The 14,627-nt window shown below is 49.8% G+C and carries 15 protein-coding genes; all 15 read right to left on the minus strand.

Going from position 1 to position 14,627, the window contains the following annotated elements:
* Positions 1-5: 5 nt before the first annotated feature.
* Complete coding sequence (locus CDO33_RS13530) at positions 6-1,259, minus strand: site-specific DNA-methyltransferase (protein WP_103082069.1); 1,254 nt, start codon at positions 1,257-1,259, stop codon at positions 6-8.
* A 5-nt stretch (positions 1,260-1,264) separates the two neighbouring features.
* Positions 1,265-2,563: a site-specific DNA-methyltransferase gene (locus CDO33_RS13535; protein WP_103082070.1), complete on the minus strand. Its 1,299-nt coding sequence runs from the start codon at positions 2,561-2,563 to the stop codon at positions 1,265-1,267.
* A 156-nt stretch (positions 2,564-2,719) separates the two neighbouring features.
* Positions 2,720-3,271 carry a P27 family phage terminase small subunit gene (locus tag CDO33_RS13545; protein ID WP_003515999.1) on the minus strand — a complete coding sequence of 184 codons (552 nt, stop codon included), beginning with the start codon at positions 3,269-3,271 and terminating at the stop codon, positions 2,720-2,722.
* A gap of 221 nt (positions 3,272-3,492) precedes the next feature.
* On the minus strand, positions 3,493-3,852 hold the full coding sequence (locus CDO33_RS13550; RefSeq protein ID WP_103082072.1) for an HNH endonuclease: 360 nt from the start codon (positions 3,850-3,852) through the stop codon (positions 3,493-3,495).
* A gap of 133 nt (positions 3,853-3,985) precedes the next feature.
* Complete coding sequence (locus CDO33_RS13555) at positions 3,986-4,318, minus strand: ArpU family phage packaging/lysis transcriptional regulator (RefSeq protein ID WP_242973403.1); 333 nt, start codon at positions 4,316-4,318, stop codon at positions 3,986-3,988.
* The gene (locus CDO33_RS21315) at positions 4,296-4,745 is read right to left on the minus strand and encodes a VRR-NUC domain-containing protein (RefSeq protein ID WP_242973404.1); all 450 of its coding nucleotides are present in this window, start codon (positions 4,743-4,745) and stop codon (positions 4,296-4,298) included. Before CDO33_RS21315 ends, CDO33_RS13555 begins: the two co-directional genes overlap by 23 nt.
* A gap of 189 nt (positions 4,746-4,934) precedes the next feature.
* Positions 4,935-7,433 carry a phage/plasmid primase, P4 family gene (locus CDO33_RS13565; protein ID WP_103082074.1) on the minus strand — a complete coding sequence of 833 codons (2,499 nt, stop codon included), beginning with the start codon at positions 7,431-7,433 and terminating at the stop codon, positions 4,935-4,937.
* Positions 7,420-7,854 (minus strand): DUF7768 domain-containing protein, encoded by a 435-nt coding sequence (locus CDO33_RS13570; RefSeq protein ID WP_103082075.1) that lies wholly within the window; start codon positions 7,852-7,854, stop codon positions 7,420-7,422. Before CDO33_RS13570 ends, CDO33_RS13565 begins: the two co-directional genes overlap by 14 nt.
* A complete protein-coding gene (locus CDO33_RS13575; protein WP_103082087.1) occupies positions 7,851-9,788 on the minus strand; it encodes a bifunctional 3'-5' exonuclease/DNA polymerase in 1,938 nt (645 codons plus the stop codon). The genes CDO33_RS13570 and CDO33_RS13575 overlap by 4 nt, the downstream gene beginning before the upstream one ends.
* Before the next feature lie 65 nt (positions 9,789-9,853).
* Positions 9,854-10,657, minus strand: coding sequence for a hypothetical protein (locus CDO33_RS13580; protein ID WP_103082076.1), 804 nt, complete (start codon positions 10,655-10,657; stop codon positions 9,854-9,856).
* A gap of 46 nt (positions 10,658-10,703) precedes the next feature.
* Positions 10,704-11,120, minus strand: coding sequence for a gp33 family protein (locus tag CDO33_RS13585; protein ID WP_479690680.1), 417 nt, complete (start codon positions 11,118-11,120; stop codon positions 10,704-10,706).
* 6 nt (positions 11,121-11,126) lie between these two features.
* Positions 11,127-12,581, minus strand: coding sequence for a DEAD/DEAH box helicase (locus CDO33_RS13590; RefSeq protein WP_242973405.1), 1,455 nt, complete (start codon positions 12,579-12,581; stop codon positions 11,127-11,129).
* Positions 12,544-12,735 (minus strand): hypothetical protein, encoded by a 192-nt coding sequence (locus CDO33_RS13595; protein ID WP_103082090.1) that lies wholly within the window; start codon positions 12,733-12,735, stop codon positions 12,544-12,546. The genes CDO33_RS13590 and CDO33_RS13595 overlap by 38 nt, the downstream gene beginning before the upstream one ends.
* Positions 12,736-12,818: 83 nt before the next feature.
* Positions 12,819-13,217 carry a sigma-70 family RNA polymerase sigma factor gene (locus CDO33_RS13600; RefSeq protein WP_103082077.1) on the minus strand — a complete coding sequence of 133 codons (399 nt, stop codon included), beginning with the start codon at positions 13,215-13,217 and terminating at the stop codon, positions 12,819-12,821.
* 698 nt (positions 13,218-13,915) lie between these two features.
* Positions 13,916-14,557 (minus strand): hypothetical protein, encoded by a 642-nt coding sequence (locus CDO33_RS13605; protein ID WP_242974815.1) that lies wholly within the window; start codon positions 14,555-14,557, stop codon positions 13,916-13,918.
* Positions 14,558-14,627: the final 70 nt, after the last annotated feature.

Genomic DNA, 14,627 nt, shown 5'->3' on the forward strand with positions numbered 1-14,627 from the left:
CATTTTTAATCAATCTGTGTTTCCGCGTAAGGTATTTTTTCACTACCTGTTACCAAGAATACTGAATCTGCGCCAAATTGTGAAACATAGCGCTTTACAATCACATCACAGTATTTCGGGTCAAGCTCCATCATAAAACAAACCCGCCCGGTCTGCTGTGCCGCAATCATTGTCGTACCAGAACCACCGAACAGGTCAAGAGTTAAATCTCCAATATGGGAACTATTGAGCATTGCCTTTGCTACAAGCGATACCGGCTTCATGGTAGGGTGCTCCTCCGATACTTTAGGACGGGGTATCTCCCAAACATCCGACTGTTTACGGTCTTTAAGCGGGCAAAGGCGTGTTCCTTCAAGCCAACCGTACCAGATCGGCTCGTACTGGGTATGATAGTCCTTTCTTGATAGTACCAAGCTGTCTTTTTTCCATATAATTGTGCTCGACCAGTGATACCCTGCCTCCCGCATGACGTTCATCAAACTGCCCCATTCCTGAGCACTCATTACCACATAGGTCATGCATCCGGCTTCAGAAACCTCTTTCATGCATTTAAAAGCGCACAATAAAAAAGCGCCGAATTCTTCGGTGCTCATATTGTCATTTAGAATTTGTCTTGGCTTCCAGCTTGGATGCCTGGTATCTGAACCGTAATCAACATTCCAGGGTGGGTCGGTGAAAACAAATCTCGCCTTTTGTCCGTTCATCAGCTTTTGCACATCTGAAAGCATGGTGCTATCACCGCACATCAGACGGTGGCTGCCAAGTACCCATATGTCGCCCTTTTTGGTAACCGGAGTTTTAATCTCTGCAATTGCCTTTTCTGTATCGAAATTATCTTCTTTGACATTAGCGGTTGTTTTATCACGGAACAACTCATCAATTTCCGAAGCATCAAACCCGGTAAGAGAAACGTCAAAACCATCTTCATTTAAATCCATAAGCAGATCGGTCAAAAGCGGAATATCAAACTCGCCGCTGATTTTATTCAGTGCAACATTGAGCGCCTTTTCCCGCTGTTCATCCAAATCAACTACAACACAGTCGATCTCCTTATACCCCAAAGCTGTAAGTACTTTATAACGCTGATGTCCGCCGACAATATTCCCGGTGCGTTTATTCCATATGACCGGCTCTACATATCCAAACTCTTCAATGGATCGGCGGAGTTTCTCGTATTCAGGATCGCCCGGTTTTAAGTCCTTCCGCGGGTTATATTTCGAAGGTTTTAATTTTTCTGCTGGTATTTTCAGTATATCCATAAATCTTAACCCTCCAGTTTGACGGCTTTTTCGCCGGTGAATTCCTCCCAGCGCTTAACAGCTAAATCACAGTAAACAGGGGATAACTCCATTGCGTAGCATTTACGCTCGGTCTGTTCAGCCGCAATTATAGTAGTTCCGCTACCAGAGAACGGCTCAAGCACAATACCGCCTTTGTCGCTGTGCATTTTGATGCACCGCCATGGAAGCTCCACAGGGAACATTGCAGGATGCTCCTTGTTTGCCCGTACAGTGGTCATCTCCCATATCCCAGCATAACCCCATTTCTTGCGTTCTTCCTTTGTAAGCCGTTTCACAAATTTATAACTGTGTCCCGCAAAGGCTGAAAGCCATACATATTCCTGATCGTTATATTCCTCAACTTCTCCTTTATTGCTGAAGGCTGAAATATACTCATACTGCTGAACCGGCTTGTTTGAAACAAGATGATAAGGTCCTACACCGAAATTTTGCCCTTGTTTCTTCCAAATGCGGATCCAGATAGGGCGGTAACCGTTGTCCAAGAACATATTCACGCTGTAAACACTGGTGGGTTCAATAAACTGAGATCCGGTGGCATAGAGATCACCTAAGTTCCAGCAGACAATATCTGCATACCTGCACAGGTTTCTAATCACTGGGCGTACTGTCTCGAACCATGGTTCAATCCCGGCCTTTTCATATTCTTTGCCTACCCCATATGGAGGGGAAGTTACTGCCATCTGTGCGTGACACCCTTCCATCAACTTCTCAAAATCCTCATCCTTCGTAGAGTCGCCGCACATCAAGCGATGATTCCCGAGAAGCCAGATATCGCCCCGCTTCGTTACCGGCTCGCACTGCACAATTTCCTCATGCGCTTTATCTATGTCAAAGCTGTCCTGCACCGCTTCCTTGGCATACCATCGGTTGAGCAGTTCGTCTATTTCAGAAGCGTCAAATCCTGTGAGCGAAACATCAAATGCACCTGCGTCCAACTCAGCCATCAGTTCAGCCAGTTTATTCTCGTCCCACTCTCCCTGAATCTTATTAAGAGCAAGATTGAGCGCTTTTTCCCTCTGGGGGTCAAGATCTACAACGACGCAATCTATCTCTGTCTGTCCCAAGTCCAGCAAGACCTTTAAGCGTTGATGCCCGCCTACCACATTACCTGTTTTTTGGTTCCAGATAACAGGCGCCACATAGCCAAATTCCTCTATTGACCGTTTTAGCTTTTCATATTCCTTATCGCCAGGTTTTAAATCCTTGCGCGGATTGTATACTGCTGGATTAAGTTTTTCAACAGATATTTTTTGTATGTTCATGCTGTATTCTCCTGTTCAATATTTTCTTAAGACCCTTTTTTGCGCCCTCACAATCTCCGTTTATTACTTGTCCCCGCAGGGTCTTAAACTGTTGCTTCGTTAAATGGTCTTTATATTTTCTTAGTTCCCTAAGAAAGATTGAATTTGTTTTATGCATCAGCCACCCCTCCTGGCTGTCAGTAGTTTTTCCATCACATCGTCGTGGGGAGTGGCCCCCTTGTATTCGGTAGCACAGTTTTCCCGCACGACTTGATAAATTTGATACCACAGGTTATTGGCCTGTTTCATAAAGCTTTGACTCATAGCCACATAAGGTGACGGGATGGCATTGCCAGTTGTCGGATGCTTAGCAAGAAAGCCAAATTCAGTGATACATTCCTCGCACTGAATCCACCGCGCCACACTCTGGGCATATTGCTCTATAAGCTGCGCAGGGATAAGGTGAACACACCTGCGTTCCTTAAGCCACTGCCATGTTTTTTCGTATATTTCCACCGCCAGTGTTGTTTTTCCGTTCTTCTGCTTTGCAGCAAGATAATCCCTCGGTGGCGGCATGCTCTCTCCTTCCAGTTCTGCAGCATCCGTAAACTCCATTACCATGAGCTTTCGTCTGCCAGGGTTTCCTTCCAAAATCTTATCCGCCAGCGGCTTTTTCTTCTGTCCTGCGCCAATGCGCGCCCCGCCGCGGTTGGTACCGTCTTTTGCCATACACATCATCTCGATTCTAAAATTAATTGGGGCCCCCGCAAAGCCGCAGGCTTTGTGGGGAGAGGAGGAGCAACGGAGCGGGCGAGCTTTTGACGCTGGCGTCAAAACGAGCACAGCGCAGTTTGCGACGACGAGGGATATACCCCGTTTGAAACTGCGATTTTTCGCGCGTGAACCCCCGCCCGTTGCACGAAACATAACCACCAGAGATTTTGACCCCCCTACCGTCTTGCCCACCGCTCCCCTTCGCGGGCAGTAATCGATGAGTGGCATTGCTTACACAGGCTCATAAGGTTGCTGTCTGCATTGGTTCCGCCTTTGGATAAAGGGATGATATGATGTACCTCTTCAGCTGGTGTAAGCCTTCCGTACTTTTGGCACTCCTGGCAAAGCGGATGTTCTGAGATATATCTGTCCCGGATGCGCTTCCATGTCCTGCCGTATCGTTTCCTTGTTTGAGGATCGCGCTCATATTTGTTGTAGTATGAGTCGGCTTGTTTCTGGTGTTTCTCGCAGTATCTTCCGTCCGTCAGCTCCGCACAGCCGGGATAGCTGCACGGGCGCTTGGGTTTTTTCGTCATAGTCCCATCTCCCATGCACAGAAAAAGCCCTCAGGGCGTTTGCCCAAAAGGCTTCTGTGGCTTTAACATATTATTTCATGTTATCAGTATAGCACAGATGAAAACAAACAAACCGCCATCAAACCGCCATCTTTTATTTGCCGAACAGCATCAGTGAAAGACGGGAAAGCGCCTTGCTTCTCAGGCGTTCAATCTGTCTTTCGCTGTAATTGAGCTCGCACTGAAGCCTTGAAGCCGCCCCGGAACGCTGATTGCCTGTCATGTAAAACTCACGCAGGATATGCTGTTCCTCATCTGTCAATGCGCCCCACGCCGGTTCAAACCAGCCCATGTATTCTATCGCCTGACGGTAGCGTTCCTGAAGCACGTCCAGCTTATCCAGAGACTCCGCCAGCGCTTCCTCTCCGCTTCGCGGGTTCCACACCCTCGGAAGGCCGGTTATCTTAGCCGTCCGGGGACTGATCATCCGGTCGTAAAGTTCCTTTATTTCCTGTGGCGTAATGTTGATGACATTCCGCATGCTGTTGTAGTCCTTGATGGCGGCGATCGTCGCCGCCGGTTTGTCTATGTATCTCCACGCTATCACGGGCGCCCACCTCCAAGTTTTCAAGAATGGATAAGCCGTTTATAACAGTTCTGACATCCTCGACACTTGTAACATTGTAGGCCTCGCCCTTTGCAGCCTTGATTTTTCGCATCGTTGCTTCCTGAAGCTTTGTCAGCCTGCCGGACGCTGCTTTCACCTCAAAGGCGACAAACCTGCCTTTAATGCAGCAGATGATGTCCGGCAAGCCGGCTGTGCCGTACATGCCGCCATGCTCCTTCCAGCAGAAGCATTCCGGCACAGACTTTAAATACCTCATGATTGCGGACGTAATTTCCTTTTCCGCCATAATTTCACCTCATTTTTTTGACGGGTTTGACAGGAAATCCACATACCTTTATATATATTTCATTTTTTCTCTATACCTATCTAATCCCTGGTTTCATGCAAAAGAAAAGGAAAAAACCCGTCAAATCCGTCAGAAGCAAGCTGTAGTAAGGTTTTCGCTGGTCTTAAACCCGTCAAAGGCCGTCAAAAACTACTCCCGCAGCCGCAAGCCGCGCCACGTTCGCCGCTTGCCCAGCTTGTCTACCGCTCTGCAGACCTGTTCTCCGTACGATTCCACATCCTTGTTGAAATTGGCCTGGGACATTGGCTTGAAGCCGTTTTTCAAGCAATAGTCCCTGTATGCCTGGAACAGCTCCTCCCGGACGCATTCCGCATCGTCTTCCAGCACGCAGCATTCCTCCACAAACGACAGGGTGCTGTTGCTCTCCACCTTGTATCTCTGCAGCTCCGCTTTCGTGCTTTCGGTTTCCGTAAACGCATAGCTGTTCGCAATCAGACGTTTGAGCCCTTCAAGCGCCCACATAAAGATGCCGTCACGTTCCGCCGCGAGCTTCTCTATCAGGTTCGGATCACGCTTTTCCGGCGGCACCGGGTTTTCGAAGCGGATGATAATGAGTCTGCGGTAAAACCCCTCGCTTCGGTCTCCGTAGTTACGGGGGATCTCGTTGCAGGAAAACAAAAGCCGGGCGTAAGGCTTGAAGCTGAACGGATTCTTGTTCTTGCGTTCGGCAGTGATGTAGTCCTCTCCCGTCAATGCCTTGAAAATGCCGTTGTCGTCCACGCTTTTTGAAGGCAGGTCGGCAAAGATGTTTGCAAGTTTCCCGAACAATTCTGCTGTCTTGAACCGGTCGGAAAGCGACTGCCACGGGATGTTGCTGACGTTTTCGCCCCCGAGCAGGATTTCCTGCGCCACTGAAAGAAGCGTCGATTTGCCCGCGTTGGGCGCGCCCACCAGAACAAAGCTTTTCTGCGCCTTGTTGACCGGGATGAGCAGGTATCCAAAGATCTCCTGCATCAGATAGATTTCCGCGTCTCCCAGAATGCTCTCAAGGAAGGCCATGAATTTCGGACACTTTGCGCTTTCATTGTACGAGGCTTTAAGCTGCACCGTAGAATAGTACTCCGGCGTGTGCGCCTTGAAGCTCCCGTCCAGCACGTTATACAGCCCGTTTTTAAGGTTGATGATAAACGGGTTGCAGTTGATTTCCCGGATGGGCTTGTAGATGAGCATGCGCCACTGGCCTTCGGCGTCGTTGATCGCCGACATGGTTGCGTACCGCTCGATAAGATGCCCGCGCACTTTAGCCGCCGCCTGCAGATCGGATGCAGCCTTGTATACGCCGTTTTCGTAGATGTAATAGCTTTCTGCACCGTAAAAGGCGCTGACGTTTTTGGACATATGGCTTGCCAGCAGGCCCGGGATAAAGCGCAGCCCGCCACGCTCGGAGGGTTCGTACCAGTCCGGTAGCTCTGCGCCCATGGTTTCACGTTTTGTTTCCTTGCTTTCGCGGTATTCCTTGTATAAATCCTTCTGCAATGCGGAAAGGGATTTTACCGCTCCGGCTTTCAGTCCAAAATGCTCCTTCATTTCGTATTCAATGAACGTGCTTGCTACGACCGGATCCGCATTGTATAAAAAATCCCTTATGAATTCCTGCGCTTTCTGCACGTTGTCCACAGCCGACTTTGCAACCGGCTGCCCGGACAGAAATTCGCGCAGTTCCTCCACAGCCAGCGGCTTGTAGCAGAGGGCGGCAGGCGCCTTGCATCCGCAGGAGCTGTCCTCAAACTTGGGGCACTTGAAGCCTTTTCCCGTGATCGTTCTGCAGGTGATGGGTTTCGTGCCGCTCTCCAGAAAATGATTAATTTTGTCCTGCGTTTCTTTATGGCTGTACTTAGGGTATGGCTTTGACAAGGCGTGGATCAGCCGCTCGCCGCCCTCAAAAACCGCAAGGTTTGAAATCATCGCATACCAGTCATGCTCAGAGAGCGTTTCTGCATTGTCCCTGCATTGCTGTATAAACAGGCAGCGCCTGCCGACCAATTCAAGTCCTTTTCTCGTTCCTTTCGGAGCGGGCGTTCCGGGTTTCGGTTCTTCCCGGATATCCGGCAGCGCCGCTTCAAGCTCCTCCTGCGTGTAGCGCAGCTCGGGGCTGAATTTGATGCATTCCACCATGACAGGCTCTTCCTTGCAGTGGTAAAAGCCTGGCAGGCGGAGCACCCGGCTTTCGTTGACGCAGGCCGGATCACCGTTGAATTTGGCAATCAGGCGTTTTTGCACCCTGCGGAAATCCTCAACTTTTGCATCCTTCATCAGCCAGTATGTGTGCAGCGATTTTTTCGTCCTGACAATCAGCGACGGCTCGACTGGAAACGCTTCAATTGCGGCAAGCTGCTCCTCGAAGCTCAGGCTGTCGCACTCCACAAACTGCGCGTTGATGCGGGTAATGTCCGCGTCCTCATGGCCACCGCAGTTGACGACAAAGAAAATGCCCCGGTTCTTTGCGTTATGTTTTTTTAAAGTTTCCATCATGCTGCCGATCCTGCCCGCCGGGCATTCCAGCTTAGCGCCCTTGAAGGCCGGATCTTTCCGGTCGCTGAATATCCGCAGGCAGACCGTTTCGCCCGCGTCGAAAAACGGGCGCAAAAACTCCTCGATGGGAATATTGAGCGCTTTAACCCCTTGCATGTTCCTTCACCTCCGCGCATTGCCCGGTGAAATGCCGGACGGGGATGCTGAGCCGTTTCGCCTTTTCCAGTTCTATCGCCATGCCGGGGGATATTTTATTACCGAAACACCACAGTTCATGGCATTTTGAGAGCAGAACCAATCCCATAAAGATGGCAAGGTTCCTTTCGGCTTTGTCGCTATTATCCATAAACTGCGGAAACAGCAGATGGGGGGCCAGCGGTATTACGCCTTTCATTACGGCAAACCGGCAGTAACACCTTGCCCGCTCCAAATTATGCTCAACATCTCCTGCCAGCGGCGAGCAGATGAACACCAGCGGACGGAATGCCGCTTTTTTTGCTTCCCGCTCAATGGCAAGCAGCGCTTCATAAGCCGTCAGATCAAGGTATCCTTCGGCGTTGTATTTGCTTATGCTCATGTATTAACCCCCTCGATTATTTCCTTTAATTCTCCAAACCTCACTCCGAATGCCGCTTCTGCAACAATCGGCACGTCAAACTCCTCAAAAGGCCGCTCTTCCATGCAGGCTTTAATAAATGCCCCCGCCTCGCGCACCTTGTCCTCCGGAAGCTCAAACACCAGCTCGTCATGTATCTGCAAAACCGGTCGCAGCCACATCCTCCAGGGCAGTCCCTCAATGATGCGGCCTAGCGCCAGCTTCAAAATATCCGCCGCCGTTCCCTGTATCGGAGTGTTCAGCGCGCACCGCTCGGCGAAGCTCTTTTTGCCCCAGTCGGCGGAAGCAATATCCGGCAGATAGCGCCGCCTGCCCAGCCAGGTTTCCGTATAGCGCCTTGATGCCGCGCGCTTTTTTGTTTCCTCCTGCCACTGGGCGAGCTTTGGATAACCTGCTTTAAGATTTGCTATAATCCGCTCGCATTCCGGAAGCGGAGTGTCCAGTCCCGCCTTGAATTTCAGGTTCCGCTGAAGCCCTTTTGGGAACAGGCCGTAGAACACCCCGAAGTTGCAGTTTTTGGCGGTAGCCCGGCGTTCCTTGTAATGTTCGGCGTTTTTGTCCGCCGCCTGCTCGAAAGGAATGCGGTAGATAACGGATGTAGTTTGGGCATGGATATCTCCATTGTTCCGGTAGGTTTCCAGCATCCTCTCGTCCCGGCAATAGAACGCTCCGACACGAAGCTCGATCTGGGAAAAGTCCAGTGAAAGCAGTGCTTTACCTGTTGGAGCAATAAAGAAATTGCGCACGCCAACAGGGTCGTTGTCTTTGCGGGGACAGTTTTGCAAATTTGGATTTCTTGCCGCAAAGCGTCCCGTTTCAGTGCCCAGCGGAAACAGGTCAGGATGAATCCTGCCGGTGACGCTGTCGATATGCTCCAGATACCCGTCTATGTAGGTGGACTTGATCTTGCCCCATTTGCGGTACTCCTGCACCAGTTCAAACAGCGCTGCAAGCTCCGGTCGGTTTTCGCGGCACCATTCCGCAAGCAGGATCATGGCCTCGTCGTCCATAGCCTCCTGGTATTTGGCCGTTGTTTTAAATACCGGCAACTTCAGGTCGTCATAAAGATATTTCTTAAAAGCCGAGGTTGAAGCGTTCGCCCCAATATTCACGTCGCCGATCATAAAAGCGATCTCTTCTTTTAATTGCTTAATTCTTTCCTCGGCCTCCGCTTGTTTTTTAAGCATCAGTTCTTCATCCACCAGCAATCCATTGTACTTCATCAAACCGACATAAACGGAGGCGGGCGATTCGAGCTTTTCCACGATAAAGCGGTGCTTGGGCAGATACCGGTCAAACCAGTTATTGAAAAGATAATACAGCCGCAGTGTATAATCGCTGTCGGCGCAGGCATAGCGGATGGTTTCTTCGTCCTGCGGATCCAATTCATCGAAATACCTGCCTGCCGTCACCGTTTCAAAGCCTGGCAGTTTTTCGCCGAACAGCTCCGGCACCAGCGTTTTCAGCCCGCTGTCTGCAAGTGTCCTAAAAGTTGTATTGCTTTTCAGCGTCATCTGCGCCGCCGCGATGGTGTCGTAGCAGGGTGGCTGCTGTACGATGCCGAGGGCATATAAAAACATCGCCTCGAAGCTCAGATTATGCGCTATTTTCACAATCTCTCTATTTGCAAATACTCTCTCCGCCAGCCATCGCATGACCTTTTCAGGCGAACCGGCATTCTTGCCGGTTTTATGCCTTAACGGAACATAAACCGCCGTTCCTTCGGAAACGGAGAAACTCACGCCGACAATGTCAGCTTTGTGCGCGTCCAGCGCTGACTTTACATCACTGCGGTATCCCTCCCGAGGCGCGGTTTCAAAGTCGAAGGCAACCAGCCGCGCTCCGCCAAGATAGTCCTGCAATTTAGCTAAATCTGTCACGCATCTGTATTCCATAGCTCCTCCTTGCCGCCTGAAGCTGAGAGGCGGCATGCGCCGCGCTCCCCGCCACAGGCTGTATTTCATTTCAAAGGTTCAACCGGGGCCCCCGCGAAGCCTGCTTCGTGGGGTGGGGTAACCCCTCCGGTTTCGGGATCCGCAAACGGCGCTTCATCACTGTCAATTTCAGCCGCATTATCCACCTCAAAGCCGACGTGTTTGCTGTATGCCCTGACCTGCTCGGACAACCTGCCAATGAGCGCATATTCCTCGGAAGTGAGCGGCCTGTCGACGGCGAACTGCGCCTGCGAATAGGCGATGCCGCCGCTGTTTGTCGCTTTCTTTAAAGAAAAGCGGGTTACCACACTGTTGGATTTCCTGCCCTTGGACAGCAGCCTCTTGATGTATTTGGTAAATTCCTTAAGGGAGCCGGTGGGGAGTGACAAGAGCAGCGGGAAAATCTCCCCCTCGCGCAGCACATAGATCCTGCGGCGGTTCTTGCATGCCTTGCTGCCGTTTTCGCCAGTGCCGAACAGGTTCAGCGGGCAGGCGGCGCAATTTCCGCCCGGGTCGCCCTCGCCGGTTATGCCGTCGAAGCTTCCACAGTCGGGCGGCTGGTTTCCTCCGGTATACTTGGTCTTATAGTAGGCATGAAGCGGATGATGGTATAAAATCACTGCTGAAAATTCCTTGACCGCATCCGGTTCGCCCGGGTTTTCTCCGGGCACTTCAAAAACGGTGCTGCCCGCCGACGGGATTTTAATCCTCTCAAAGCTCATATCCAGGCCGTCCAGCTCTTCTGCCATCATTCCTGCCATGTTGAAATTGGCAAGCCTCAGAAAACCGTTGTCCTGCTTGGTTAATGACGTTTCTTTTTTAGCTGACATAATTCCATACCTCCATTTTTCAATGTGTTTTCTACTTTTCGCATAATTACTTTGCCGCTTTTCTCATCCCGACCGAGGTTTTTTCAAAGACGTTCACAAGTCCTGAAAGCCAGCCGGGAAGCTCATCGTTGTTTTCTTCCATCTGCTCCTTGACAAATGCCGACAGGGAGTTGGCGTTGACCGTTTCATAGACCAGGTCGCCGAACCCGGCTTTTTTGAGCGCGGAATACAGTTCCTCTTTCCGGCCTGCCACAGCAGAAGCCCTCGTCGTGCCGGTCAGATAGAACATCACGCCGCCCCGGGTAAAGTTCTGCGTTTCGGTTTCCGCCATCAGCTCCGACAGGCGGTATTCTGTCTCGTCGATCCTGTCGTTTATTTCCTTGAGTTCCTGCTCTGTTGATTTCTTCAAGTCCTTAAGTTCTTTAAGCTGCTCGGCCAGTTCAAACATCTTTTCGCTTTCCAATGTACTTCACCCCCTTGCCGCAAAAGGATTGAGCCCGCTCTGGTAATCGTCCACCAGCATCCTCGCCAGATCCGCTTTGTTTCTCAGCGCCTTCAGAACTTTTTCATCGACCGTGCCTTTTGCCGTCAGATAAAGATAGGTGCAGTTTTCCTTTTGCCCGACGCGGTGAATGCGCGCCTTCGCCTGCTCGAAATTGCTCATGCTGTAGTCAAGGGAATAAAACACCATGGTGCTGGCGGCTGTCAGTGTCACGCCAAGCCCCGCCGTTGCAATCTGTCCGACAAACACCTGCACCTCCGGGTCGTTCTGAAACGCCGCCACCTGCTCCTCGCGGTCTTTTACGCCGCCCATGATAAGGGAAAACCCGATCTCTTTCTTTTCGAGCATCCGGCAGATGGCGTTGATTTCCGGAATGAACCGCGCCATAATCACCAGCTTTTTGCCTTCCTGAAGAACATCCTCGACGATATCCTCCAGCGCCTCCTGCTTGGCCGTGCTGACCCGCTGGGGCGCGTTGCCCTCGTCGTCCCCGAGAAAACCGCCCGTAAGCTGCGACAAACGGAGAAGCCGGGTGAGTATGTTCGTGACGGTGACTTCGCTCTGCCCAAGCTCTGTGTAACTATCCTTGACCAGATCCCTGTAAATCTTCATGGCGGCAGGTTCCAACTCCACATACCGCACAATGTCGGTGGTCTCCGGCAAATCAAGGCACTCGGCCTTGGTTGCCCGGAAAGCGATGCTGTGGAGCCTTTTCATCAAATCCTGTTCCATTGATTTTTTCAGCACCGGTGTGTGCTGACCGTATCCGACCATATCGAAGTAGCGGTTTCGGAATACATAGAAGCTCTGGCCAAAGATAGTGGAATTGAGGAATTTGTACTGGCTGAACACGTCGATGGCCTTATTGGTAATAACTGTTCCTGTAAGCAGCAGCCTGTACCGCGCCCTTGCGCCCAGCCGGTGCATGGCTTTGGATACCGCAATGTTGTGGGTCTTTATCTTATGTCCCTCGTCCGCAATGATGAGGTCAGGGTTCCATGCGGTCAGTTCCTTTTCCAGACGCCATGCGCTCTCGTAGTTAATGACCGCCACCTGCAGGGGCGTGCCCCGCATATGCCGCAGTGTGTCGGTTTTCTTTGCGCCGCTGCCGGTGAGTACCACCAGCGTGTAATCGAAATCCGCGAATTTCTCGAACTCTTCCCGCCAGACGCCTAAGATGGAAAGAGGCGCCACCACCAGAACCCTGCGGATCCTGCCTTCCTTATACAAAGCGCCGGTGACTGCGATGCTGGCGATGGTCTTGCCGGTACCCATTTCCATGAGCAAGGCCGTGCCTGCAGACTGCATAGTCTGCGAAGGGATAAGCCCGAACTTTTCGCATACAAAGTTGAATGCCTTAATCTGATGCTTATACGGCACTGCTTTAATCGGCATGGGCAGCAGCGGTTTCGGCTGTTCCATCAGTCTTGTCCCTCCCTTCATCATGCGGCTTTTCGAGCATCGTAAGCTTTCTTGCCAGCCGCTTTGACACCACGCTGATTGCGGTCAGGATACCTACCAGTTCTTCCGTCGTTTCCTCACTTTGCGCCAAAGCGGCATTTGTGCTTTTTCTCATGTCTTTCAGCTCCATCCTCAGGGAAAATAAAAACCCCCTCACAATCCAAAGGAAAGTTAGGGGGCTGGTGGGCGAAAAATTTTCTACATTTTTTCAATCAGCCTGCGCAGTTTCTCCAACACCTTGGTTCTGCGGTAGGCGAGCGTCTTTCGCGGCACACAGGTTTCTTTAGACAGCTCGCGTTCCGATTTGCCGTTGTAAAACAACTCGTTGACCAGAAAACATTCATCGTCCGTTAGTTCCGAAAGTGTCCTGAACAGCATGTCCAATAACAGCTTGTCCTCGACAATCTCTTCAACAAGCGCCTGCCCGGAAGGAATCTCAAACCCTGCGTCCGCAAACGCTTCAAGCGACAGCTCCTTTTTCGCGCGAACCTGCCTGCGTTTGCGCTCTCTCCAAGCAGGACGCTTGAAGGCATAATATACTTCCTTGCTGACCGGAATTTGCCTGCCGTTTAGTTTAATGAAATACTTCTTGTCCATCCGTTTCCACCTCCTTTCTCGAAAGCTCAGGGAAAGGAGGTAGGGAGGACTGCGGCACCCAGGGAAAAAGGCGCAAAGACAAAAGCGGCCGAGTTTACTGAAATTCGTAAACTCGGCCGCAAAAACTATTCTATCAAGCAGCGCCCTGCCTAAGGGTCGTCGTCGCTTTTTGCGCTGTATTGTCTTTTTATACGGGGATGGTATCTTTTCCGGCGTATAGCTTTTGCCTTATGTATATTGGCAGAGAACCGCTTGATATTGTATGAAGTCCAGACCATACAATATCAACCTCGTCATCTCCAACCTACACGGCAGCACCCGCCATACGCTCAGCCTCTATTTAAGTTCGGCAGGTGTTGTCATGCCGAATTTTTCTTTTCATTGTTCACAAAGAATGCTTCAATTTTTTCTCTTTGGGATATGCAGTGCAATGTTATTACCGCCCTTCTATTTGCCCGGTGATGTTGCATATTATAGAACTATCTATTGTAGAAGCCTTGAACCGGCTTTTGTTGATCCAAGGCGATTTGAATAAAATTAAAATACTATTACTGTACATTTTTCTCAAAATAAAAACCTCCGCCTGTGTATCTCTATCAATTAAGACAAAACAAGGGAGGTTTTTGTGACAATTATCATCACTTAATCGTTATGATGTAATTTATGGAAACTCGAAGAAGCCATTCAATCTTTCAGATTTATTGGCTATTTAAAAGACGGTAGTCTACCTCTTTAGTAGCGCCGACATCTTTATAAACATTCACAAGTTCATTGTCGGCATTGTACAGTTTCATGTCTTTAACATTCACAACGCCATTATAAATTAATATATACCCCTTATCGTTTTCTACCTTTTCTTCTATTGTATTGCCATCATCAAAATCAAAAACTATCCTGGCATAATTCGTTTCTTTCCTTGTATCGTTTTCAGGTATCCAAGTTGAGTCGTTAAGATTACAAAAGAAAATTGTGTCATTTCCAAGAACAAGCCTGTTTACACCAAATCCCATGCTCATTGCTGCATCGCCTCCTGCTACGCCGTTTGCAATGAAATTTCTGCCTTCCTTTTCTTCAACGTAATAAATCGCAATACCCCCACTTTCACCTTGACGTAGCACTAAAACCAGGTAACCTTGCGCATATTTTTTTATTTTTAAAATCTCAGTATTTCCCTTAATTATGCTGTATGTATCAATAATTGCTTTTTTTAAGGCATCTTCAATTGTTTCATTTTCACTATCATTCACCTGTATAGGCTTGCTATTTAGTAATGAATGTTTTTTAGAATCATTTTCACTTATAGTGCTACAAGCTGAAGTACTTAAAAATACTATTATCAACAGAAAAGAAAGATTTTTTTCATTAGGGTTCTCCAATCAAAACAATTTTAATTATATAAAATCACATAAG

Source organism: Clostridium thermosuccinogenes (assembly GCF_002896855.1).
Classification (GTDB): Bacteria; Bacillota; Clostridia; order Acetivibrionales; family DSM-5807; genus Pseudoclostridium; species Pseudoclostridium thermosuccinogenes.

Coding starts and splice junctions, on each gene's coding strand:
- CDO33_RS13530 (WP_103082069.1), bottom strand. CDS start 1,259: ATGGATATACTGAAAATACCAGCAGAAAAATTAAAACCTTCGAAATAT.
- CDO33_RS13535 (WP_103082070.1), bottom strand. CDS start 2,563: ATGAACATACAAAAAATATCTGTTGAAAAACTTAATCCAGCAGTATAC.
- CDO33_RS13545 (WP_003515999.1), bottom strand. CDS start 3,271: ATGGCAAAAGACGGTACCAACCGCGGCGGGGCGCGCATTGGCGCAGGA.
- CDO33_RS13550 (WP_103082072.1), bottom strand. CDS start 3,852: ATGACGAAAAAACCCAAGCGCCCGTGCAGCTATCCCGGCTGTGCGGAG.
- CDO33_RS13555 (WP_242973403.1), bottom strand. CDS start 4,318: ATGATCAGTCCCCGGACGGCTAAGATAACCGGCCTTCCGAGGGTGTGG.
- CDO33_RS21315 (WP_242973404.1), bottom strand. CDS start 4,745: ATGGCGGAAAAGGAAATTACGTCCGCAATCATGAGGTATTTAAAGTCT.
- CDO33_RS13565 (WP_103082074.1), bottom strand. CDS start 7,433: ATGCAAGGGGTTAAAGCGCTCAATATTCCCATCGAGGAGTTTTTGCGC.
- CDO33_RS13570 (WP_103082075.1), bottom strand. CDS start 7,854: ATGAGCATAAGCAAATACAACGCCGAAGGATACCTTGATCTGACGGCT.
- CDO33_RS13575 (WP_103082087.1), bottom strand. CDS start 9,788: ATGGAATACAGATGCGTGACAGATTTAGCTAAATTGCAGGACTATCTT.
- CDO33_RS13580 (WP_103082076.1), bottom strand. CDS start 10,657: ATGTCAGCTAAAAAAGAAACGTCATTAACCAAGCAGGACAACGGTTTT.
- CDO33_RS13590 (WP_242973405.1), bottom strand. CDS start 12,581: ATGGAACAGCCGAAACCGCTGCTGCCCATGCCGATTAAAGCAGTGCCG.
- CDO33_RS13595 (WP_103082090.1), bottom strand. CDS start 12,735: ATGAGAAAAAGCACAAATGCCGCTTTGGCGCAAAGTGAGGAAACGACG.
- CDO33_RS13600 (WP_103082077.1), bottom strand. CDS start 13,217: ATGGACAAGAAGTATTTCATTAAACTAAACGGCAGGCAAATTCCGGTC.